General features: G+C 53.5%; 18 protein-coding genes. 8 read left to right on the top strand and 10 right to left on the bottom strand.

The annotated features are described in order from the left end of the window. Positions 1-34 precede the first annotated feature (34 nt). Both tamB and tamA read right to left on the bottom strand, forming a co-directional pair. Complete coding sequence (gene tamB / locus KU854_RS13380) at positions 35-3,754, bottom strand: autotransporter assembly complex protein TamB (RefSeq protein ID WP_218359007.1); 3,720 nt, start codon at positions 3,752-3,754, stop codon at positions 35-37. After that, positions 3,754-5,478, bottom strand: coding sequence for an autotransporter assembly complex protein TamA (gene tamA / locus KU854_RS13385; protein ID WP_218359008.1), 1,725 nt, complete (start codon positions 5,476-5,478; stop codon positions 3,754-3,756). Before tamA ends, tamB begins: the two co-directional genes overlap by 1 nt. Before the next feature lie 296 nt (positions 5,479-5,774). On the opposite strand from tamA, the gene msrA reads away from it, so the two are divergent. Beyond that, positions 5,775-6,413, top strand: coding sequence for a peptide-methionine (S)-S-oxide reductase MsrA (msrA, locus tag KU854_RS13390; protein WP_218359095.1), 639 nt, complete (start codon positions 5,775-5,777; stop codon positions 6,411-6,413). A 62-nt stretch (positions 6,414-6,475) separates the two neighbouring features. On the opposite strand, the gene KU854_RS13395 is transcribed toward msrA, so the two are convergent. Next, positions 6,476-6,682, bottom strand: a complete 207-nt coding sequence (locus KU854_RS13395; protein WP_218359009.1) for a DUF1107 domain-containing protein — start codon at positions 6,680-6,682, stop codon at positions 6,476-6,478. A gap of 395 nt (positions 6,683-7,077) precedes the next feature. Between KU854_RS13395 and KU854_RS13400 the strand changes: the two genes are divergently transcribed. Both KU854_RS13400 and KU854_RS13405 read left to right on the top strand, forming a co-directional pair. Further along, positions 7,078-7,632 carry a YtfJ family protein gene (locus KU854_RS13400; RefSeq protein ID WP_218359010.1) on the top strand — a complete coding sequence of 185 codons (555 nt, stop codon included), beginning with the start codon at positions 7,078-7,080 and terminating at the stop codon, positions 7,630-7,632. Positions 7,633-7,924: 292 nt separating this feature from the next. Then, positions 7,925-8,842 carry a TIGR03899 family protein gene (locus KU854_RS13405; RefSeq protein WP_218359011.1) on the top strand — a complete coding sequence of 306 codons (918 nt, stop codon included), beginning with the start codon at positions 7,925-7,927 and terminating at the stop codon, positions 8,840-8,842. A 54-nt stretch (positions 8,843-8,896) separates the two neighbouring features. Here the strand turns inward: KU854_RS13405 and cysC are convergent, their stop codons facing one another. Genes cysC through cysG form a run of 5 tightly spaced genes read right to left on the bottom strand, consistent with a single transcriptional unit; the run spans position 8,897 to position 15,081 of the window. Further along, on the bottom strand, positions 8,897-9,517 hold the full coding sequence (gene cysC / locus KU854_RS13410; RefSeq protein WP_218359012.1) for an adenylyl-sulfate kinase: 621 nt from the start codon (positions 9,515-9,517) through the stop codon (positions 8,897-8,899). Between the two features lie 43 nt (positions 9,518-9,560). Beyond that, on the bottom strand, positions 9,561-11,288 hold the full coding sequence (locus tag KU854_RS13415) for an SLC13 family permease (protein ID WP_218359013.1): 1,728 nt from the start codon (positions 11,286-11,288) through the stop codon (positions 9,561-9,563). Between the two features lie 5 nt (positions 11,289-11,293). Beyond that, a complete protein-coding gene (cysN, locus tag KU854_RS13420) occupies positions 11,294-12,727 on the bottom strand; it encodes a sulfate adenylyltransferase subunit CysN (RefSeq protein WP_218359014.1) in 1,434 nt (477 codons plus the stop codon). Positions 12,728-12,737: 10 nt separating this feature from the next. Continuing rightward, on the bottom strand, positions 12,738-13,646 hold the full coding sequence (gene cysD, locus KU854_RS13425) for a sulfate adenylyltransferase subunit CysD (RefSeq protein ID WP_218359015.1): 909 nt from the start codon (positions 13,644-13,646) through the stop codon (positions 12,738-12,740). Positions 13,647-13,659: 13 nt separating this feature from the next. Next, positions 13,660-15,081, bottom strand: coding sequence for a siroheme synthase CysG (gene cysG, locus KU854_RS13430; RefSeq protein WP_218359016.1), 1,422 nt, complete (start codon positions 15,079-15,081; stop codon positions 13,660-13,662). A gap of 261 nt (positions 15,082-15,342) precedes the next feature. Between cysG and cpdB the strand changes: the two genes are divergently transcribed. Both cpdB and KU854_RS13440 read left to right on the top strand, forming a co-directional pair. Beyond that, positions 15,343-17,295, top strand: coding sequence for a 2',3'-cyclic-nucleotide 2'-phosphodiesterase (gene cpdB / locus KU854_RS13435; RefSeq protein ID WP_218359017.1), 1,953 nt, complete (start codon positions 15,343-15,345; stop codon positions 17,293-17,295). Positions 17,296-17,453: 158 nt separating this feature from the next. Further along, complete coding sequence (locus KU854_RS13440; protein WP_218359018.1) at positions 17,454-17,906, top strand: GNAT family N-acetyltransferase; 453 nt, start codon at positions 17,454-17,456, stop codon at positions 17,904-17,906. A 35-nt stretch (positions 17,907-17,941) separates the two neighbouring features. Here KU854_RS13440 and KU854_RS13445 read toward each other — a convergent pair whose 3' ends face one another. After that, positions 17,942-18,538, bottom strand: coding sequence for a LysM-like peptidoglycan-binding domain-containing protein (locus KU854_RS13445; protein WP_218359019.1), 597 nt, complete (start codon positions 18,536-18,538; stop codon positions 17,942-17,944). 278 nt (positions 18,539-18,816) lie between these two features. Here KU854_RS13445 and KU854_RS13450 point away from each other — a divergent pair, with 278 nt between their 5' ends. Next, on the top strand, positions 18,817-19,437 hold the full coding sequence (locus KU854_RS13450; protein WP_218359020.1) for an FKBP-type peptidyl-prolyl cis-trans isomerase: 621 nt from the start codon (positions 18,817-18,819) through the stop codon (positions 19,435-19,437). 65 nt (positions 19,438-19,502) lie between these two features. Here the strand turns inward: KU854_RS13450 and KU854_RS13455 are convergent, their stop codons facing one another. Then, complete coding sequence (locus tag KU854_RS13455; protein WP_054779544.1) at positions 19,503-20,441, bottom strand: LysR family transcriptional regulator; 939 nt, start codon at positions 20,439-20,441, stop codon at positions 19,503-19,505. A gap of 148 nt (positions 20,442-20,589) precedes the next feature. Here KU854_RS13455 and KU854_RS13460 point away from each other — a divergent pair, with 148 nt between their 5' ends. Further along, complete coding sequence (locus tag KU854_RS13460) at positions 20,590-21,138, top strand: rhodanese-like domain-containing protein (protein ID WP_218359021.1); 549 nt, start codon at positions 20,590-20,592, stop codon at positions 21,136-21,138. Next, positions 21,135-22,031, top strand: a complete 897-nt coding sequence (locus KU854_RS13465; RefSeq protein WP_218359022.1) for a quinoprotein relay system zinc metallohydrolase 2 — start codon at positions 21,135-21,137, stop codon at positions 22,029-22,031. Before KU854_RS13460 ends, KU854_RS13465 begins: the two co-directional genes overlap by 4 nt. The last annotated feature ends 13 nt before the right edge of the window (positions 22,032-22,044 follow it).

A 22,044-nucleotide genomic window follows, 5' to 3' on the forward strand; every position in this document is an offset into this window, starting at 1 on the left:
GGCGAAGATCCCGGGCTATTTTGTTTAAAGCGGTTTACTTGATACTGAACTGGTACAGCAGATCGACCGCATTGTCCGCACCAGAAACCGCCTCCAGATAGAGGTTTTTCAGCAGGCGATAGCGGACAGTAAATTCTGGCAGGCTGGTAAAGATCCCCACACCGTATTTCACCTGCAGACCCGGCAAAATATAACCCGACACTTCCACTTTCTCGTCACCTCCGCTGCCGGAGGTGTCCAGCGACAAGTCCTGCACGCCGAACGCTTCGCCCAACTCGCCCACCAGCTTGCCGCTTTGTGCCAGCCCCAGGCCGATCAGCATCGAGGTCATGGCATTACCGTCAGATTCGCTGTCGAGGTTGCGCCCGCGCACCAGGTAGGACAGAGCGTTTGCCTGTGGCATCGCCGGGTCGGAAAACACACTCACTTCCGGTGCATCAGCAGGACCGGTTACCCGGATCCCCGCCTCCACACCATCTTCAATGGCGTTCGGATTGCGGATCGCCTCGACCTGCAGATACGGCTGCTCCGGTGGGCCATTGAACAAGATCTGGCCTTTCTTGATCACCAGATCCTGACCGAATGATCGATAGGTACCGTCTTGCAGATTGATATCACCGTTTACGCTCGGGCCCCGGCTGTTGCTGGCCACATCCAGTTTACCCACCAGCAGGGTTTTCAGGCCAAAAGCTTCTAGTCGCACATCATCCCCGATATTGACGGAAATATTGGCGTTGAGGTTAAGCGGTGTCGACGACGGCGGCGTGACCGGTTTCAATTCGTTGTTGAGGATAACGACATCGCTTGATACCTGAACCGCCGAATCCGGCAGCTTGTCCACCACGATACGTCCCCAAGGCACATCAACATTCCCTTGTACATTCACTCTGTCCGGCGATGCGTTCAGGGTCATATCCGGGCTGACCTCCAATGCCACCATCGGAGGTACCACTACCTTGAGGCGCTGTCCCTTCACATTCAGCGACGCCAGCCAGGCATCCAGTTTTTGCCAGTCAGCAGCGCCGGTCAGCATGAGGTCGCCATCCGGGGTTTTAATGTCACCGTCAATCTTGCCGTTGGTGCCATTGAAAGCCAGCGTTACCTGCCCCTCTCGCACTTCAATCGGCGCATCCAGGCTTTGCAGGCTGAGACCGGACAGCACAATCTTGCCGTTGGCGGTTGGCGCGCTTACGTCGCCATTGAGCGAGACATTCCCGTCCAGCACACCGGTTAGCTTGCTGTCCTCTCCCAACGCGGAAGCCAGCATATCCAGATTGATCTTGTTGATACCGAAGGTGCTCTGCAGGGGACGGTTTTTGCCTGACAGGTTGCTCATCACCGCATCCAGTGTCACGTTGCCATTGTCAGTCAGATCCAGCAGCAGCTTGGCTGTCAGCTTGTCATCCGCCAGTACCGTGTTCAGATAGACATTGTTCCAGCCAATCACCAGCGGCGCATCCAGTTGCTCGGTAACCTGCCCTTTTGGCAAGGTAACGGTAGCATTAACTGTCGGCAGCGCATTGGGTTTCCATCCAATGCTGGCATTGGCATTCAGGCTGCCGGATATCGTGGTCGTGATAGGCAGGAATGACTGCAGGATATCAAGGTTGAATTTATCAATTGAGACCTGCGCCTGGCCTTTGTCCGTCACCTTGACCGGTTTGTCCAGACAGGCACGGCTCTGGTTCTGTGCCCAGCAAAATGCGCCGACATCCACTTCACTGGTTTTGATATCGACATTGATAGGCACATCATCGACCAGCTTCCATGGGCCAACCGGCGTGGTGAGAGACGATGCATACAGCGCTCCTTTCCAGCCTTGTTCACGGTCAAATCGGCCGCGTACAGAAAGGTCTGCCCCCACAGGTTTACCTTTGACCTGAAGTGATACCGTCTGGTCGCCTTCATCCCCCGAGGCCCGCAATGCCAACGAGGAGATATCAACGCCTTCGGCACTGATATCATTCACATCCACGATAAGACCACCACCGACCAGAGGGAACGGGGTCACGGAGCCGCGGATATTAACGCTGCCAACAGATACCAGCTCTTCCCAACGCAGGGATTTGGCTGCCAGAGTCAGTGCTGCTGTCGGTTTTTCTACCGTACCGGTCAGTGCGACGTTGCCTTTGATTGACCCTTTCGCGCCGGGCAAGGAAGCAGACATCTTGGGCAGATTCAACGCCACATCGAGCTTGAGCGCTTTATCGACCTGGCCTTTGACCGTCACCTGATTCGGACCATGGCTGAGCAATAAGCCGTTGGTCTCCAGCAACAAATCCCCTTTGCCCTCTCGGTCAGACGCATCCACCTGCCCGCGAAGCTCAAGGGCCTGATTGCGGATGTTGCCGTTAACGTCCAGCGCAGGCACTGCCACATACCAGCCGCCTCTATCCGTCAGGCCACCGCTGTTCTCCACCTTGCCTGACAGACTGCCTTCGGCTTCCGGCCACTGCAGACCAGGCTGGATATCCGTGAAATTAAGATTGGTGCGCCAGGTCAGCGCCTTAGACCAGTCCACATTGGCATCACCTTCAATCCGTCCGCCTAGGGTATCCAGCACCAGGTTGTTTAAGCCGATGTAGGACAGATCACCTTCCAGACCGGTATCAAGGCTCATCGCCGGGATATCTTTGCCCGACGCCTGGGTTTTCAGCGTCGCCGTGTAGGCTTTGAGGCTCCCCTTCGCGGCCAGTTCAGAGGAAGAGAGGGTGTAATCAGCCTCGGTATCGACCGGCCATTGCAGGTGTTTGGCAGTTAAGGTCGCGTCAAAAGGAAGGTTAGGATCCAGCACGTCCAGCTTGCCGCTCAGCACGGCCTGCAATACGCCTTGTAAATCTGCATCCAATGACAAATCGCGAAGGTCGCCACGGGTATCCAGCGTCAGCTTTTGGCCATTCAGCGGTGCCATACGGATATCCGCCACGGCTTTGGCTTTGAGCGGATAATTCCCATCCAGCTCTATCTCGCCATTGAGGGCGACTTTGCCTTGCTCAGCGTCCAGTAAAACCTGCTGCAGTGCGACCTGACTGCCACCGGCTTTGCCTTTAAGGACGAATTCATGGATCACCTGACGCTCAGGCAAAAGCAGCTCTGCGTCTTTGAGGGTGAATCCTTCAATCACCACATTGAGCGGGATGTTTACCGTCGGCAGGGCGATCGGTTCATCACTTTTCGGCTCAGGAGCGGGCTCTGCCGGTGCATCTTTGCTTGGCGGCAGTTCCAGCTTAATCCCCTGCCACACCGTCGGTTTCAGCGTCAGCGTATTGCTGCGCATTTGCGCGGCTGTGGTAAGGCTGTCCCAGTGTACTTTAGTGCCCATAATATCGAGGGAAATATCATGCAGCGCCACGCCGTTGAGAAAGACTGGAATAGGGGTTTTGATTTCAGTCACAGGTTCAGATGGCGGCGACTCTGGCGAGGGGCCGGTATCTTCCACCGTGACACGCACGCCATCACCGGTCAGAGATTCGATACACAGCGCCGGACCACTCAGGCATCGGCTGTTAATATCAAGCGACAGTGAACGCCCTTCCACCGCCACGCCGTCCATCGAAAACGCTACGCCATCCAGGGTGAATCCATTAAGCAATGCGCCGCGGCTGCCTTCAATTTTCAGCTCAGGCAGGGCTTTCTGTGCACCCCAGACTGCGATCTTCACGCCTGCGGGCGTAAGTAAAAATGTCCCCACTGCCAGAACAAGCAGTAAAGATAAAAAGATAAGGAAAAACGCAAAACGGTTGAGCCAACGCATTACAACTCGGGCCCCAGACTAAAGTGGATCATGAAATCATCAGAGGTATTTTCAAAGCCATGGGCAATGTCAAAACGGATTGGCCCTACCGGTGATTCCCAGCGGATACCCACGCCAACCGAGGTTTTCCACTCCGGTGTGCTGCTTGTCCAGGCATCGCCAGCATCGGTAAACACCGCGCCCCACCAGTTACCGGTCAGGCGGTAATTGTATTCCAGCGTTCCCGTGGTGAGATAGGCACCGCCTTCGAGTTGCCCACTGCTGTCCAGCGGTGAAATCGACTCGTAACTGTAACCCCGGATACTGTTATCACCCCCGGCAAAGAAACGCAGTGACGGCGGCACCCGCTCAAAATCGCTGGTAAATATGCCACCGGCATTCAAACGGGTGAAGAAGCGGTTATTGTCGTTAAGACTGCGGATCCACGCGGTTTGTCCCACCACACGGAAAATAGAAATATCTGACAGCAGTGCCGGATCGCCCGCTTCAAAAGTGATGGACTGTTTGTCCCCCCAGGACGGCATCGCACCGCCGCGGCTGCGCACCCGGGAGAAGTTCACACCCGGCAGGACAAGGTTGGAGATGTCGGACACATTGCCCTGGGTGTAGTCAGAATAGAGCCAGCGCACATACACAGCGCGTTGCCAGCCGGTATCGAACTTCCAGTGACGGGAAATGGACGACGTCCACTCCAGACTCTGGGTATCGTTATTGTCGAGGTTTTCCAAACCCACCTGAACCTGATAGTACTCGCGCTGAACATCTTCCAGCGGGATCTTGTAGGTCGACTCCAGCGTCTGCTTGGGCTTGGAAATATAGAGATCCGTATTGAGACTGTGCCCCCGGCTGTTGAACCAGGGCTTTTTCCAGCCGATTTTTACCCGGGGTCCCGTGTCAGTTGAATAGCCGATACCGGTTTCAAACTGGTTGCGCGCCGCCGGTTCAAGGTTCACGGAAATCGGCACCCTGCCATCACGAAGATCATCCACCCCCGCTTCCACCAGTACAGAGGAAAACCAGCCGGTATTGGACAGCGCCTGGTTAAACGCCCCCAAATCTGACACCAGATAGGGGTCGCCCTCTTTGAAAGTCAGCATGGTATTGAGCCGATCTTCATTGATCTGGCTATTGTGGTAATAAACGTCGCCGAAGTGGTAGCGCATACCGCTGTTGAAATAGAGACGGATAAAGGCTTCATTGAGCCCCGGCGCCACTTCCAGGCGGCTCAGAGTGTAGTCCGCATCAAAGTAACCGCGACGTACAGCCAGGCTCTGAATGGCAGATTTCAGCGAATCATATTGGCCTTGATTGAGGACATCCCCCACCTTAGGCGCCGTTGCCAGCAATTTCGCAAACGCTTTGTCATGCAAAGCATCGCCAGTCAGCTGGATATCAACCTGCTTGATACGCACCGGTTCGCCGGGGGTGATATCCAGCACCACGGTGGCATCATCTTTGGCTTTCTCATCTTCAATGGAATACTTGATAACAGGGGCAAAATACCCCAGCGCCTGCATTGCTTTCTCAACTTCGTCTTTGACGCGGGATTGAAACCGGAACGTGAGACGGCGATCGCTTGCGGGTATTGCAGCGAGATAAATAGCGACATTTTTCTCAAGCTCGCCGTCAATTCCCTTGATGTCAAAACTTACATCAGCAAAGGCGCCCGTGGGCAACACGACCGCAGCACAGAGCGCCCAAGGTATTAATCTTTTCGTTCTCATCAACCGTATGCTTTATCTCGCAAGGAGAATCCGTTTTCGCTTTATTCCGTGAACAGTATGACTGTCATCAGCCTCTATTGTTCTGTTGCAAATGTGCTTCAATACCTGAAAATGTGCCTTACCTTAACACAGATTTTGTCGGTGACGGCGCATGGTTCGCCATCACTTTCCCGTGAAAGTTAAAGTGTGCTTTCACGTTCTTATTGTGACGCATCTTGCTGCATAGAGGGTAATAATTGCCTTGCCTTTGCAGTCAGGTAGCCAAAATCTCAAGTACGACAAGGAGTCGCAACATGTTGACGAAAAAGCAACAATCCATCACAGCTACTGAAGCGCTGCCTGACAGAGCGACTCAAATCGTGCCGGCTGAATCCCATGCCATTTTCGGTACGCTTTTAGCGAAAGCCGCGCCTGAGGGACAGGCTCAAATCCTGTTCGGAATGGGCTGTTTTTGGGGAGCTGAGCGGCTGTTCTGGCAACTTGAAGGCGTCACCTCCACCTCCGTGGGTTACAGCGGCGGTTTTACGGTAAACCCAACCTATCAGGACGTATGTACCGCCCAAACCGGCCATGCTGAAGTGGTGCAGGTGGTCTTTGACCCAAGCCGTACCTCGCTGAATGCTATCTTGACTGAATTCTGGCAGCGCCACGACCCAACACAGGGGATGCGTCAGGGCAATGACGTCGGCACTCAGTACCGTTCTGCCATTTATTATTTCGACGAAGCGCAGAAAGAAGCAGCGATTGCGAGCCGTGATGCTTACCGGGCAGCGTTGATTGCTGCAGGAAAACCCAGTGATATCACCACGGAAATCGCCCCGGCAGGGCCTTACTATTTTGCGGAAACCTACCACCAACAGTACCTGTACAAAAATCCGAATGGCTACTGTGGGCTAGGCGGTACCGGGGTTTGCCTGCCGCCTTGGGAGCGTTAACCCCAGAAAAACAAAAACGCCCGTCATCACACGGGCGTTTTTCTTTGTTCATATCCGCCTGATCAGGCCGCGGCAGCCATGGCTTTAATTTCGTTATTTACTTCAGTCATCACGGCGAGTGCGCGCCTGTCCCTGCTTCCAGGTGGCAACAACCTTCCGCCATCAAATTCAAATGCACCGATGCCATCAATGTAAATGCGACCGCGGAAAAAGCCTTTAACGTATCGAGCGACCTGACGAGGACGGTATTGGTGAAAAATGCGCAACATTTGCTGAACTCCTTCCATGTCAAAGATAAAAGATCTGCATCGCAAACCGTCGCTTTCGCAACCGGCTGACATTTATGCAATGCAATCAAAATGCCAAGTGTTCGGAATTTGCACCATAAAATCTCAGACCATTATTGGGCGCAAAAATTCCCCTTTTCTCCTATCCCGAAACTAAGCGTAGTCAAAAATACACGCCTTACAAAACCTGCATCACGTGTCTCACCAATGAATTTTTCAGCCAGGGATTTACTGTCAAATTTGAGTGGTTGGGCCAGTTATTGATACAGAGGACACCGGCGCATCGGCTATAGTCTTAGCTGTAGCCCAGTAAAGACGATGAACTTCATTGGGTTGCGCATTAAAACAACATAATCAAGAACAGGAACCATTCACGTATGCGTCGCATTAAAACTCTTGCGCTGGCAACCGCTCTCATTTCCACCTTTGCCTCAGCGAACAACATCACCAACGGCCAGGCACTGCCTGAGGTTTCCGTTGAAAAATATGGCGAACTGATCCTTAACGGTGACAAGATTGCCTACCAGGCCTGGGACACCGACCTGTTGCCAGGTAAAGTCCGTGTCATTCAGGCCATTGCAGGCCGCAGCAGCGCGAAAGAAATGAACGCACCTTTGATGGATGCGATTCTGGCAGCCAACCCGCCACGCGATAAATACCAGACCACCACCATCATCAACCAGGATGATGCTATCTGGGGAACCGGTGGCTTCGTGAAATCCTCAGCAGAAGACAGCAAGAAAGAATTCAGCTGGTCATCTCTGGTGCTGGATGCTGACGGCCGTGCCGCCAATGCCTGGAACCTGAAAGAAGAAAGCTCGGCGATTATCGTGCTGAACAAAGACGGTAAAGCGCAGTTTGTGAAAGAAGGCGCGCTGTCACAGGACGAAATTGCTCAGGTGATTGATCTGATTAATAAGCTGACACAGTGATCTTCCTCACTGCCTGAAACACAAAAACCCGCTTCGTGCGGGTTTTTATTAAACATTCAGCGCTAACTAGCCGATAAACTGGGATAAATAGAGCAACGCTGCAATGTAAAAGGCAACAAGCAGGACATTCACAGAGTTCATTTTGAACCGCTTCATGGTGAAACCTCCCTCCTTGGCCTGCTAAATATCATTAAATGTTAACAAATTTAATCTTATTTTAACATAGCTGATTGTGTGCCAATTTCACCAAACCGTTGCGAAAACATCACGTTAACTTTTAAACGGAATGTCTATGGCCGATCCGAACAAACCCGTTGTGATTGAAGCTGGCAGCGAAGACGCGACAGCGACGAAAAAAAACAGCCATTCCGGCACACAACAGGAAAACCACATTAAATCCAGCCAACACCGCCTGGCTGCCATCGCTGCCGCGCACCATATTGATGCGAAATTGCACGATATTGAGCACGATACCCTGACCACCCGCGCCGCTTACCGGCAACTGGAAATCAAACAGCAGCAACAGGCCAACCTCGAACAGATCATCAAAATCGCCCACGATCTTTGCCGGGATGAAACCGCCAGCTCTCCGGATCCGGACTGGCTTTACCGTTTTTTCGAGATGGCGAAGAGCATCTATGGCGATGGCATGCAAAATCTATGGGCAAGGATCCTCAAGCAGGAAATCATCAAACCCGGCAGCACCTCACTCAAAGCCCTCTCCCTGCTGGAAACCATGACCCAGCGTGAAGCCCAGGCTTTGCAGCGCGCCTGTGCCCTCGCATGCGCATTTGGCGGTGATGGCAGTAACAAGCTGATCACCGGATTCCGCAAACCGGAAAGCGGGATGAAGCGCTACTTCAAACCGGATATCGCCGAGAGGCTGGCATTGGGAAGTTTTAAGCTGCCCTTTACCGATCTCATGTTGCTGATGGATTTGGGACTCATATTGAGAACGGAATTGGAGTCAGGCCTGCTGGATCCTCCTTCAGCGCTGCCGCTGACCGGCCAGGGCAAAACCTTTATGCTGACGCCATTTCGCAAAGGCACGCGGATTTACTACTACCGGTTTAGCCCGACGGGCAACGAGCTGGCTAAGCTGGTGGGACAAAAAGCGCACCCTGAATATCTCGATGCCCTGGTCGCCTTGCTGTCGCGGGCATTTGTGGTGGAAAGTGATGTTGGCTCAACCGTAAACGAAACGGTGTGACAAAACAAAAAAGGCTGGCAACCCGCTGCCAGCCTTTTTATTGGAAAGGGGTGATCAGGCAATCACACCCGCTTTTTTGAGTGCATCAAGGCACTGCCCAACCATGGCATCCACCGAGCCTTCTGCCGTGTGCAGGTGCACTTCCGGCGCTTCAGGTGCTTCATAGGCTGAGCTTATTCCGGTGAACGCTTTGATTTCCCCGGCGCGTGCTTTCTTGTACAAGCCTTTCGGATCGCGTGATTCACACACATCGAGCGGCGTATCGACAAACACTTCGAAAAACTCGCCTTCCGGCAACAGATCGCGCACCAACTGGCGCTCCTCACGAAAAGGCGAGATGAAGGCTGACAGCACAATCAGCCCTGCATCATTCATTAGTTTTGCCACTTCACCGACCCGACGGATGTTTTCGCGGCGATCCTGATCTGAAAATCCCAAATCACGGCACAGACCATGGCGCACATTGTCACCGTCGAGCAGGTAAGTGTGGTAGCCAAGACCTGACAAGGCACTTTCCAGCGCCCCGGCTACGGTTGATTTGCCAGAGCCAGACAGACCGGTAAACCACAGCAGTGCCGGACGCTGTTTTTTCTGTTCGGCACGGAACTCTTTATCGATGGCGTGGCGATGCCACACCACATTTTCATCCGGATGCGGCATATCCGCAGCACTCATAACGTCATCCTTGTGTTACCCCACCCAGCGATGGAGCAAAAAGTTAAAAAGGGAAAAACAGGGGGATAAGCCCCAATACCAGCGCGGAATAAACCACAGACAATGGCAAACCGATACGCAGGTAATCCATCAATTGATAGTTACCCACACTGTAGACCAAAAGATTGGTCTGGTAACCGTAAGGCGAAATAAAGCTCGCGCTGGCACCAAACAAGACTGCCATAATAAAGGGCATAGGATCTACGCCATAACTGAGAGCGAGGCTATATCCAAATGGAAACGCCAGTGCAGCCGCGGCATTATTGGTCACAAGCTCAGTGAGGATCAACGTCAGCAGGTAGGTCGCAATCAATGCCCCATAAACACCCCAGCCGTTGAACCACGTCATAAACAGCTCACCCATTTGCGCCGAAAGACCGGATTGGATCATCAACTGTGCCAGACTCAGGGCGCTGCCGACAATCACCACAATCTCCACCGGAAAGCGGCGCTTAAGCTCACCCAGATTCACCACGCCAGTGAGCAACAGCACCATCAGGTAGGCGGCAAGGCCATTTAACAGCGGCAGCCATTCCATCAATGCCGCGCCAATCACAGCGGCAAACCCAGCGAGCACCCAGGTACTCAGTTTACTGTCGAGACGGACGCTGGAATCCAGGCCATTGACCAGCACAAACTCGCGCTCCATGCGCTGCTGCTCCTTAGCAAACCCTTTTCCGGGCACAATCACCAGAGTGTCGCCAGCCAGCAGAGTAATGTTGCCGAGGCCGCCTTCAAGCTTTTCATGGCCGCGGCGAATAGCCACCACCACGGCGTCGAAGTTTTCACGGAACTTGGCTTCTTTGAGTGTCTTGCCCAGAATCGACGCACTATGGCTCACCACCACTTCAAGCAGGTTCTGACCATTGATATGGTGCTGACCGAACAGCTCTAGGCCGTCGATTTCCTGCAAGGTCGCCACGCTTTCCACATCGCCGCAAAACTGCAGCTTGTCCCCTTCACGCAAGACAGTGTCCGGGCAGACCGGCGCAATCAGCTCGCCGTTACGGACAATTTCCGCAAGAAACAGGCGGCGCAGCGCCCGCAGGCCATTTTCCGACACGGAATTTCCGGCCAGTGGCGAGCCACGTTTCACTTCAGCTTCCAGTACGTATGGCAGGTCATCAACACTGTCATCATCGTAGTTGGGCAACAGGTAGCAAAACGGGATCAACACCAGAAGGCCACCGGCCAGTACAGCCAGGCCAATGGTGGATGGCGCGAAGAAACTCAGTGCAGGCAGACCCGCACTTTCGACAAAACTATTGATGATAAGGTTTGTCGAGGTGCCAATCAGGGTCAGGGTACCACCCAGAATCGCAGCGTAAGAAAGTGGGATAAGCAAACGCGAAGGTGCATGGCGGCGGTTACGTTTCACCGCGCCAATCAGGGAAACCACCACCGCCGTGTTGTTGGTGAACGAACTGAGAAACGCGGTAGAAAGACCAAGCTTTGCCACCACAGTGCCCAGGCGTCCGCTGGCAAGCTGACCACTGACAAAACTGACCAGGCGGGTTTTCTCAAGGGCAGCGGAAGCCAGTACCAGCAATACCAGCGTCAGCAGGGAGCTGTTGGTGAAATTCCCTGCCATCACCTCGACCGAGATAAGTCCAGACTGGAATGCAATGAACGCTGCACCGGCGAAAAGCACGACAGGTTTGATTTTGGTAAACACCAAACCTGCCACGACTGCCAGCAGCAACCCCAAGACCAGAGACTGATCCCAGCTCATGGGTGTTACCCCAGCAGCTTACTGATGTCGCGCGCATTCCAGTGTGGGAAATGCTTGCGAACCAGCGCGTTGAGTTCAAGCTCAAACGCAGAGATATCCGTCCCGGCAGATTGCACCGCGGTTTCTTCCAACAACTCGCTGATCATCCCTGCCCCAACAGTGACATTGGTCAAGCGGTCAATCAGGATAAAACCACCGGTATCCGGGCAGTCGGTGTACACATCCAGCGGCACCGATTCAATCAGTTCCACTTCACACTCGGCAATACCGTTCAGGGGCAGGTTATCTGTCTCAAACGCAGCCAGTGAGTTGATATCCACCTGATGGCGGATCTTGCTAACTGCACCGACGGTTTTCTTGCCCGCCACTTTAATGTCGTACTGGCGCCCTACTTCCAGCGGCTGCTCTGCCATCCACACAATGCGCGCTGCCAGTTTGCTGGTCGCCTTTTGTGTGTCTTGTGCCGGGACAATCAGATCGCCACGGCTGATATCGATCTCGTCAGTCAGGGTAATCGTCACAGCCTGACCGGCGTGGGCATAGTCCAGATCGCCGTCAAAGGTCACAATGCGTGCCACTTTGGAGGTCTTGCCGGATGGCAGCACCTTGATAGCATCCCCTGGACGCACTTCGCCACCTGCGATGGTGCCGGCAAAGCCACGGAAATCGAGATTTGGGCGATTCACATACTGCACCGGGAAGCGGAAGGCACGCTTATCTTTCTCCGCGGTGACATTCACATCCTCCAGCAGGGTCAGAAGGGTTTCACCTTCATACCAAGGGGTGTGTGCACTGCGATCCACCACGTTGTCGCCTTCCAGCGCAGAGAGCGGCACCAGCTTGATGTCGATGTCAGCATTAAGCTTTTCGGCAAACGCCAGATACTCATCACGGATCGCTTCAAACCGCGATTGCTCAAAACCGACCAGATCCATCTTGTTCACCGCGACCAAGAAATGGCGGATTCCCAAAGAACTGGCGATAAACGAGTGGCGACGGGTCTGATCCAGTACGCCTTTACGCGCATCAATCAGGATCACCGCCAGATCACAGGTCGACGCACCGGTGGCCATGTTGCGGGTGTACTGCTCGTGTCCTGGCGTGTCCGCAATGATGAACTTACGCTTTTTGGTCGAGAAATAGCGGTACGCCACATCAATGGTGATTCCCTGCTCACGCTCGGCCTGAAGACCATCAACCAGCAGGGCCAAATCCGGTTTTTCGCCGGTGGTGCCCACTTTCTGGCTGTCCGCGTGGATCGCGGCCAATTGATCTTCATAAATTTGTTTTGAATCATGCAGCAGACGGCCGATCAGGGTACTTTTCCCGTCATCCACCGAGCCACAGGTCAGGAAACGCAGCAGGGATTTGTTCTGGTGCTGCTCCAGATAAGCTTCAATGCCAAGCTCAGCAACTTGTTGTTCAATCACACTGTTCATCATTAATCCCTTAGAAATAGCCCTGACGTTTCTTCAATTCCATGGAGCCGGACTGATCGTGGTCGATCGCTCTTCCCTGACGCTCACTCGACGTCGCCACCAGCATCTCTTCGATGATGCCGGTCAGGGTGTTGGCTTCCGACTCCACCGCGCCGGTTAGTGGGTAACAGCCCAGAGTGCGGAAACGCACGCTCTTGTGCTCGATTTTCTCGCCTTCGCGCAGTTTCATGCGGTCGTCGTCGACCATGATCAGCATGCCGTCACGTTCCACTACTGGACGCACGTCTGACAAGTACAGCGGTACGATATCGATGCCTTCGAGGTAGATGTATTGCCAGATATCCAGCTCCGTCCAGTTCGACAGCGGGAAAACACGGATGCTTTCACCCTTATTCACCTGGCCGTTGTAGGTGTGCCAAAGCTCAGGGCGCTGGTTCTTTGGATCCCACACATGGTTCTTGTCACGGAAGCTGTAGACACGCTCTTTGGCGCGGCTTTTTTCTTCGTCACGGCGGGCACCGCCAAACGCGGCGTCAAAACCGTATTTGTTCAGCGCCTGCTTCAAGCCCTGGGTTTTCATGATATCGGTATGCTTGGACGAACCGTGGTCAAACGGGTTGATACCTGCTGCCAGCCCTTCCGGGTTTTTGTGAACCAGCAGCTCAAAGCCGTATTTTTTGGCGGTTTCGTCGCGGAACTTGATCATTTCCTTGAACTTCCAGTCGGTGTCGACATGCAGAAGCGGAAACGGAATTTTGCCCGGATAAAAGGCTTTTCGTGCCAGATGCAGCATCACGGAGCTGTCTTTCCCGATGGAATACATCATCACCGGGTTATCGAATTCCGCCGCCACTTCACGAATGATGTGGATACTTTCTGCCTCAAGCTGTTTGAGGTGGGTCAGGGTTTTGGCTTCCATTCTTTTACTTTCCTTAGCCTAAATTAACCACGGAAGGTGTGTGAGCTTCACCTACCGTTTCGAATGATTGCTTTCCAAACCAGCTCAGCTGGTCTGCGAGTTGCACCACTTCGCCGACCACGATCAGTGCAGGAGAACCTACACCCTCGGCCAGTGATTCCAGCTCATTGAGTTTGCCTTTGTAGATTTTCTGATCAGCACGTGTGCCGTTTTCTATGATGGCGACCGGCGTTTGAGGGTCACGTCCGTGCTGGATTAATTGCTGCTGGATATGACCGCTTTTCATCAGTCCCATGTAAATCACCAGCGTCTGGCGGCCACGTGCCAGCGTCGCCCAGCGGAAACTGTCGTCTTCCTTCTTAAGGTGTCCGGTAATGAACATCGCCGTTTGCGCGTAGTCGCGGTGGGTCAGTGGAATACCGGCATACGCTGTTGCACCGGCGGCCGCCGTAATACCCGGCACGACCTGAAAGGGTACGCCTGCTTCGTGCAACACCTGCAGCTCTTCACCGCCACGACCAAACATGAATGGGTCACCGCCTTTAAGACGCACCACACGTTTACCCTTAAGAGCGTGCTCCACCAGCATGGCGTTGGTTTCTTCCTGCGAGACGCTGTGAAAGCTTGCGCGTTTGCCGACGCAAATCAGCTCGGCATCACGGCGGCACAGCTCCATGATCTCGTCAGAGACCAGATAGTCGTAAAGCACCACGTCGGCCTGCTGCATCAACTGCAACGCGCGCAGGGTCAAAAGACCCGGGTCACCGGGGCCTGCGCCAATCAATGCCACTTCGCCTTGCAGCGATACACCGGAAGTCAGCTTTTCCAGCTCATCCTTTGCGCCTTTTTCATCGCCTGCCGCGACCAGCGAGGCGAAACGGCCGTCAAACGCCATTTCCCAAAATTTGCGGCGTCCGGTCAGGGTGGTGACTTTTTCTTTCAGGGTGTCGCGGAATTCCCCTGCCAATGTCGCCATTCGGCCAACATGGGAAGGAACAAGGGATTCGAGTTTTTCACGCAGCAGACGCGCCAGCACCGGCGCTTTTCCGGCCGAAGAAATGGCAATCACAATCGGGCTGCGGTCAACGATTGAGGGAACAATAAAGCTGCACTTCGGGGTGTCATCCACCACGTTTGCCAGCACACGACGCGCATCCGCGGCTTTCGAAACCAGCTCATTGACCAGTGGGTTGTCCGTCGCCGCAATCGCCAAAAACACGCTGTCGAGGTGTTCAGGCCTGAAGCTTTCTTTCAGCCACACCAGCTCACGGTTATCCGCAGCTTCCTGCACGTCTTTGTCTGCTTCGGGAGAGACCAGAGTGACAGACGCACCGGCTTTCATCAGCATGCGCGCTTTGCGCCATGCAACTTCACCGCCGCCGACAACCAGACAGGCACGTCCTTCCAGCTTTGCGAAAATTGGCAAGTAATCCATAGTGAGAGCCCTTTCAATCCATTGAGGGTCACTATAGAGAGTCGATGTTATTACTTGAAATTCTAAAATTTCATTTTTTATAACTTTATGGATATGAGAGTGTTCTGCGTTGTCTGTTTATCTTGTGAACACCTTTCGTGACGGGGCATCCGTTGCGAACCGCAACAATCAGCTAAAGATCACACTTATCGATGAAATGTCATCTTTTGCAGCTATGAATATGCAAAATAGGCAGACATTACGCCCTTTCCGGAGAGACTCATGACACTTTCAGCCCGTCCACTATCACTTGCTGTGCTTGCAGGTATGCTGACCATGGCAGGCCCTGCGATGGCCGACACCATCAAGCTGCGTATTATCGAAACCACTGACATTCACACCAATGTGATGGATTACGATTACTACAAAGACAAGCCGAGCGAGAAAATCGGTCTGGTGCGCACAGCAACCCTGGTAAAAGCCGCACAGGATGAAGTGGAAAACAGCGTGCTGGTCGACAACGGCGACCTGATCCAGGGCAGCCCAATGGGTGACTACATGGCTGACCGTGGTATTGAGGAAGGGGAAGTTCACCCTGTTTACAAAGCCATGAACCTGCTCGATTACGACGTGGGTAACATCGGTAACCACGAATTCAACTACGGCCTGGATTTTCTGGATATCACCCTGGAAGGGGCAAAATTCCCGTATATCTCAGCCAACGTGCTGGATGCCAACACCGGCGAGCATTACTTCCAGCCATACATCATCAAAGAGCACACGTTCACGGACACCGATGGTAAAGCGCACCTGGTAAAAGTCGGTTATATCGGTTTCGTACCGCCTCAAATCTTGGTGTGGGACAAGAAGAACCTCGACGGCAAAGTGATCGCCGAAGACATCAAGGCAGCGGCTGAAAAGCTGGTACCGGAAATGAAAGCCAAAGGCGCTGACGTGATTGTTGCGGTTCCACACTCCGGCCTGTCGCAAGACGAGTACAAGGCCATGGCTGAAAACTCGGTCTACTACCTTGCGGATGTAGAAGGCATTGATGCGATTGCTTTCGGCCACTCTCACGCGGTCTTCCCAGGTAAGGGCTTTGACAACATCCAAGGCGTCGACAACGAGAAAGGCACCATCAAAGGCGTTGCGGCTGTGATGCCAGGCCGCTGGGGCAGCCATGTGGGTGTGATGGATCTGCAACTCGACAAACAAGGTGACGAGTGGGTCGTGACTCCGGTTCAAAGTGAAGCGCGCCCAATCTTTGACGGCAAATCGCTGGCCGAGCCGGACGCAGAAATGCGCAAAGCACTGGAAGACGACCACCACGCCACCCGCGAGTTCGTGAACCAGCCAATCGGTAAAGCCAATGATGTCATGTACAGCTTCCTGTCACTGGTTCAGGACGACCCGACGGTACAAATCGTCAACCTGGCGCAGAAAGACTATGTTGAGCGCTTCATCCAGGGCGATCCGGATCTGGAAGGCATTCCTGTCCTGTCTGCAGCTGCGCCATTCAAAGCCGGTGGCCGTAAAAACGACCCGGCAAACTTCACCGAAGTGGAATCCGGCGAGCTGACTTTCCGCAACGCCGCAGATTTATACCTGTACCCGAACACCCTGGTAACACTGAAAGTGACCGGTAAGGAAGTGAAAGAGTGGCTGGAATGTAGCGCAGGTCAGTTCAACCAAATCGATCCGATTTCTGACGCACCGCAGTCCCTCATTAACTGGGACGGTTTCCGCACCTACAACTTCGACGTGATTGACGGTGTGAATTACCAGGTAGACGTGACCCAACCAGCCCGTTACGACGGCGACTGTAACCTGGTCAACGACGGTGCAGAGCGTATTAAAAACCTGACCTTCAACGGCAAGCCGGTTGATATGGCGCAGCCGTTCCTGGTTGCTACCAACAACTACCGCGCGTATCTGGGTAAATTCCCGGGCACCGGCAACGACTTCATCGCGTTTGCATCCCCGGATGAAAACCGCACTGTGGTTGCCAACTACATCAGTGCAGTGACCAAGGAAAAAGGCGTGGTAACCCCAACCGCCGATAACAACTGGTCATTTGCCCCGATTAAGACCAATGCAGATCTGAAGGTGGTTTTTGAAACGTCACCAAGCGAGAAAGCGGCGGCATTTATCAAAGCTAAAGGCCAGTATCCAATGGCGCGCAGTGGCACTGATGATGTCGGCTTCGCGCTTTACGAAATTGATTTAACAAAATGATTAACAATAAGTTAATGCATTGTTGAATTAGTGGAAATAACCAAATTTGATACAAAAAAACCGCGGCCTGGGTCGCGGTTTTTTTATATCTTATCGGACTGGTTTGGATCTATTGCGCTATTAACAGAGATAGCCCAAGAAAATTCAGGAACAACATCATGCAATGGATAACCCTGACTTTCGGTCAGCTGTCCACAAGGCAGCTCTATGACCTGTTACGGTTGCGCACCAACGTTTTCGTTGTGGAGCAAAACTGCCCTTACCCCGAACTGGATGGTCACGATACCCATCCGGAAACCCGCCATTTGCTGGGTTACCGCGATGACAAAATGACCGCCTACGCCCGCATTCTGCCTGCCGGTCTCACTTACCCGGAGATCAGCATCGGCCGTGTGGTCACTGCCAGCACTGAGCGTGGCAATGGCTGCGGAAACGCGCTGGTGCGCCAGGCCATTATTCAGGCGTATAACATCTGGCCGCAGGCGCCAATCACCATCGGGGCGCAATATCACCTGCGTGAATTTTACCGACGCCATGGCTTTGAAGAGATTTCAGAGCAGTATCTGGAAGATGGGATCCCGCATATCGATATGCGAAAAACGGCTGCCTAAGCAGCCGGTTTGCTCTTTTCAGAAACGGAAGGCGATTATTCGCGGCGGGCAAAACTGCCGTCAGACAAGCGGAAGAAGATCACCGATGCACTGCCGGTAGTCTCGATTTGCAACATATCCAATTCACCGGCAGGACTGCGCTTAAAGCGTAACAGTTGCCCCGGCTGAATGCGGCTCAGTGGTTTGTCTTTGCCTTCAATGGCAGAGATAGCGTACAGATCCGGCAGCGGAAGATTCTGGTCGCGGAAAATATTGGACAGGGTATCGCCGCGTTTCACTTCATAGTTGACCCACTCGGTATCCACCGTCTGGTTCTGGATAATCTTATTGTTGTTGTCCTCAAACGCGGTGTCTTCCTGGACGTCTGCTGTGACGTTCAGCGGCACGGTCACACGCTCATTGCTGACGCTCACGGGCGCTTTGTCGCTGGCAGGCCACAACAGCAGGATCACCAGCAACACACCAAGAACGGTAACGCCGGTGCGGTGAAGCTTGGGCAATGATAGCCAGTACGGTTTGATGCGCGCGGCCAAAGGTGCGAGTGATGCGTTGATTTTGCCCCAAACGCGCTTGATAACCTCGCCCACAGGCGGCGTGGCAGATACTTTCTCGCGCTTTCCTTTCAAGGTCATGACCTCTCCCAATTTCCTCATGGGGTATATGCCCAAACAGCCGGTGAACTGCGCCGCCAGACGGTTTGGATATCTCCAGTATCTCAATGATTTTAATAACCTTGAATACTAGACCTGCAATATCAGCAAAATGTCAGACTTATTCCGATCGCCTGACATTTGTACTTTCCAGTATTTCGGACACATATTCAACCGTCAGACTGTAAACCGATTTGTCCCACCCTGCCGGTAACTGTTATCCTTGCCGCCTTACAAACCCGCAACGAAAGAGAGACGACATGTCTGATGTAAAACTGGAAACCGTAGAGCAGAAAGCTAGCTACGGCATCGGTCTGCAAATGGGTCAGCAACTGGCAGGTTCTGGTCTGGAAGGTCTGAATGTAGATGCAATCGCGAAGGGTATCGCAACCGCACTGGCGGGTAACATGCCTGAAATCGAAATCGACGAAATCAACAACGCACTGCGCGAACTGCACATGAAAGCAGAAGAAGTTCGCATGGCAGCAGCGAAAGAAGCGGCAGCAGAAGGCGAAGCTTTCCTGGCTGAAAACGCAAAACGCGCTGAAGTGACTGTGACTGACTCAGGCCTGCAGTACGAAATCCTGGTTGAAGGCAACGGCGAAATCCCAACTGCTGACAAACAAGTACGTGTTCACTACCACGGCACCCTGACTGACGGCACTAAATTCGACAGCTCTGTTGAGCGCGGCCAGCCAGCTGAATTCCCGGTAACCGGCGTGATCAAAGGTTGGGTTGAAGCACTGCAAATGATGCCTGTTGGCTCTAAGTGGAAACTGTACATCCCACAAGATCTGGCTTACGGCGAGCGCGGTGCGGGTGCAGCGATCCCTCCTTTCGCAGCACTGGTATTCGAAGTAGAACTGCTGGATATCCTGTAAGTTCTGCCAAAAAAGAGCCAGCAAATCTGCTGGCTTTTTTTATGTCCGTATGCCGGGCAAACGGCCTACCTGCCCGCGGCCTCCTGATGGTCATCATCTTCCAGCGGCTCATCCTCATGCTCCCATGGCAAATGATGGGAAAAACGCTCAGTCAGGAAATCGACGAACAAACGCACTTTGGCGGACAGGTTTCGGTTAAACGGATACACCGCCCACACCGAAGAATCCGGCGAACGGTAGTCGGGTAACACTTCTACCAAATCCCCTGAAAGCAGCTTCCGGCTCACGTAATAATCAGGCAACTGCGCCAAACCCAGCCCCTGCAAGGTCGCATCCAGCACTGCGCTGCCGCTGTTGCCGTGCCAGCGTCCTTTGGGCTTGTATTGCACTGGCGTACCGTTTTCCTCAAACGCCCAGGTATCCACCAGCCCCACCAGACAATTGTGAGACTGCAAATCCTCGAGGTGTTTAGGATAACCATGCTCTTTGAGGTAACGCGGCGATGCACACACGTATAAACGCCTGGGCGCCAGTTTCCGCGCCATCAGGGTACTGTCTTTCAACTCCCCGGTGCGGATCGCCAAATCGTAGCCGTCATGCACAATGTCGACCACATCATTAGTGAAATGAAATTCCACGCTGAGCTTGGTATGCACCTGCATGAAATCATTGGCCAGCGGCGCAATGTATTTCTCACCAAACACAGAGGGCGCCGTGATTTTCAGCGTCCCCACAGGCTCGGTCTGCATCTGAGTAACCAGTGCTTCAACGTCTGCAAATTGTTCTATCAGATTGTTACAGTGTTCAAAGTACATCCGGCCTACTTCCGTCAGGGTTATCTGACGGGTTGTCCGGTATAGCAAACGGGTGGTGAGCCGGTTTTCCAATGCGTCTATACGACGACTGACATGGGAGGTCGACACCCCCAGTTTGCGTGCGGCGGCGGTAAAGCTACCACTGTTGACCACTTCAACAAATTCTTCAACACCACTCCAACGGTTCATCTTTGCCCCACTGAAAAGAAGTTTATTGATGGCTGCAACAATAAAAGCCGCCCAAGGGCGGTCTGCTTGTTATCCTAAGACTAATCCATAATGGATTACTCTCCGCCTGTCTCCTACCAAGGTAGGAGTATTATCAGTAGAAAGTAGTATGCTTAACCACAAAAACAGCAGGGAAATCAGTGTCATAGCTGCGATTTTGTTTTGTTTTTGCGCCTTTAAAATCAATGCTGAGACAACACCAGAGCCAGAAAACTATCGCACCAGCGACTATCGTGGTTCCGTTCCCGACACCGTTTCAGGTGCGCAGGTTATCGATAGCCCCGCGACGCTGAAATCAATGATCGACACGGAAGATCCGGTGCTGATCGATGTGTATCCGGCGCCGAACAAGCCTGACGATCTTGCCCCTGGGACGCTTTGGATCGAACCGAGTCGTGACACCCTGCCCGGCGCACTGTGGTTGGCCAATACCGGTCACGGTATCCTGCCGGATAACCTTATAACCCTGCTGCAAACCTATCTCCCGGACGATCGTCCCGTGGTGATTTTCTGTGAACCCCGTTGCTGGCATTCGTGGAATGCCGCCAAGCGTGCGGTTGAATTAGGCGCAAAAAACGTCTACTGGTATCGCAATGGGGTGACGGGTTGGAACGAGGCCGGTTACCCGCTCGAAACCCACACACCGGTGCGACAATGAAATCCCTGTGCGCATTCTTGTTCTTGCTGACAGCAAGCGCCTTTTCTGCCGAAACCTTGCCCTTTGAGGAGGTGGCGCCCGGGGTGTATGTCCATGAGGGCAAAATTGCGGATCTGTTTGAAACCGACCGAGATCCCGTCTCCAACATCACCTTTATAGTCGGCGGAGACGCTGTCGCCGTGATCGACACCGGTGGCAGCCGCCGGGCAGGAGAAGCCGTTCTGGCGTCCATTAGGGAAGTCACGCCGCTGCCGGTTCGTTATGTCATCAACACCCATGTGCATGCCGACCATAACTTTGGTAACCAGGCCTTTTTAGGCGAAAACCCTGAATTTATTGCCCACCATCTCTACCCCGGTGATTTCGCCGCCAAATCCGGTTATTACCTGAACCGGCTTACCCAACCCTGGTTTGAAGGCACCCAGCCTGTCGCAGCAACCCGTACCGTCGAAAGTGAAACGGTGATCGATCTTGGTAACCGCCGCCTGGTTTTGACTGCGCAGCCACGGGCGCACACCCGCCACGATCTGACCGTGTTCGATCCCCAAACCGGCACCCTGATCACCGGCGATCTGCTGTTTGTGGATCATCTGCCCACACTCGATGGCAGCCTGCTCGGTTGGCTTACTGTCACCGATACCCTGAAAGCCTTGCCGCTGAAACACATTGTGCCTGGCCACGGGGCTGTGCAGTCCTCCACCGCAGCGTTTGATAAACAAACGCGCTATCTCTCATCACTGGCACAGGCTGTTCGTGCCGCCATTAACGACAACATTGATATCAACACCGCCAGCACCACAGTCCTCGCGTCACCAACAGAATCGTGGCAGCTCTATACGACCTACCACCCCCGTAACGTGATCCAGGCCTACACGGAGTTGGAGTGGGAATGACGAGAGGGAAATA

The organism is Enterovibrio paralichthyis, from assembly GCF_019209835.1.
Lineage (GTDB): Bacteria > Pseudomonadota > Gammaproteobacteria > Enterobacterales > Vibrionaceae > Enterovibrio > Enterovibrio paralichthyis.